The organism is Algoriphagus ratkowskyi (genome assembly GCF_002150505.1).
Classification (GTDB): domain Bacteria; phylum Bacteroidota; class Bacteroidia; order Cytophagales; family Cyclobacteriaceae; genus Algoriphagus; species Algoriphagus ratkowskyi.
The window spans coordinates 1-1,195 of record NZ_MSSV01000035.1; the positions used below are offsets into that span (position 1 = coordinate 1).

A 1,195-nucleotide genomic window follows, 5' to 3' on the forward strand; every position below is an offset into this window, starting at 1 on the left:
TTTGACTCGTCCTAAAAATAGTTTACAGGTTTGTAATTAGATCCTGATTTAGATTGACAGTTTTTGTTAGTCCGTTTATTGGTTTACAAGTGTACGGTTTTTGGGATAATAGTTTTTCCACAGTCGATCTGTTTTTTGATTGGTTTGATGTATTTCTTCAGGAGTTTTGTTTCCTATACTCATGTGAGGCCGCTCTTGGTTGTAGAGGTGGACAACTTGGGAAAGCAACTCCTTGGCCTCTTGAATGGAATTCACTTTATAGCAATCCAGGTATTCTCCTTTAACAATTCCATTGATTCGTTCAGCAAATGCATTTTCTAACGGATCTCCGTTTTCGGTCATGCTGATCGCTACACTATGGTCCTGTAATAACTTGACATACTCTTTACAGCAATATTGAATTCCTCGGTCTGAATGATGGATCAGGCCTTCTACTGGTTGTCTTAACAGATCCAAAGCCATTTGAAGGGCATGGATTGATGATTCAGCTTCCAGAGATTCACTCAGATGATAACCTACGATCTTATGTGAGAACACATCGGTTACAAAACTAATGTAAAGAAACTTATCCTTAAACCTCCAATAAGTAATGTCGCTAACCCATAACTGATTGATTCCCTCAGCAATAAACTCTCGGATCAGATTGGGATATTTCCGAAGCCAATGACTTGAATAGGTCGTAGTTACCCGTCTGTTTCGGCGGCGAATCAATAACTGATTTGCTGCCAACAGATCAAACAGCGCATCTCTACCCATCTTGATCTGGTGATCGAACATGAAGGCTTCCAGCTTCACCATAAGCTTGCGGCAACCCATTTTTTTATGGGTTTCTCTGATTCGTAACACTTCCTTGATCACAAGCTCCTGTTCAAAGCTCGTTTCTTCCTTCTGCCAATAATGCTGATAATAGGCCTGTCTGGTCATACCAAATAATAAACATAAACGACTCAGAGCCTGTCGCTGATGCCTTTCCTTTAAGGTGGTGATTACTTGGTGTCGAACTTTTTTCTGATCGGAATTTTCAGTTCCTTTTCTGCAATTTCGATCATTAGTTCATAGCCTTCGGCTTTCAGCTGGGCATTCTCAAGCTCACGCTCTAGCTCTTTGATGCGCTTTTGAAGATCTCTTGGATCTTGCGGGTTGTCTTTGGTCGCCAAAACAGGTTGTTCTTGTCTTTTAAAACCTGAAGATAAAT

General features: G+C 40.6%; 1 protein-coding gene and 1 pseudogene. Both read right to left on the reverse strand.

All coding sequences use genetic code 11. The annotated features are described in order from the left end of the window. Positions 1–75: 75 nt before the first annotated feature. Positions 76–987 (reverse strand): IS3 family transposase, encoded by a 912-nt coding sequence (locus tag BVH02_RS20435; RefSeq protein WP_223271947.1) that lies wholly within the window; start codon positions 985–987, stop codon positions 76–78. Then, a pseudogene (locus BVH02_RS21505) lies at positions 987–1,195 on the reverse strand (hypothetical protein); the annotation flags it as partial. The pseudogene BVH02_RS21505 and the gene BVH02_RS20435, both read right to left, overlap by 1 nt.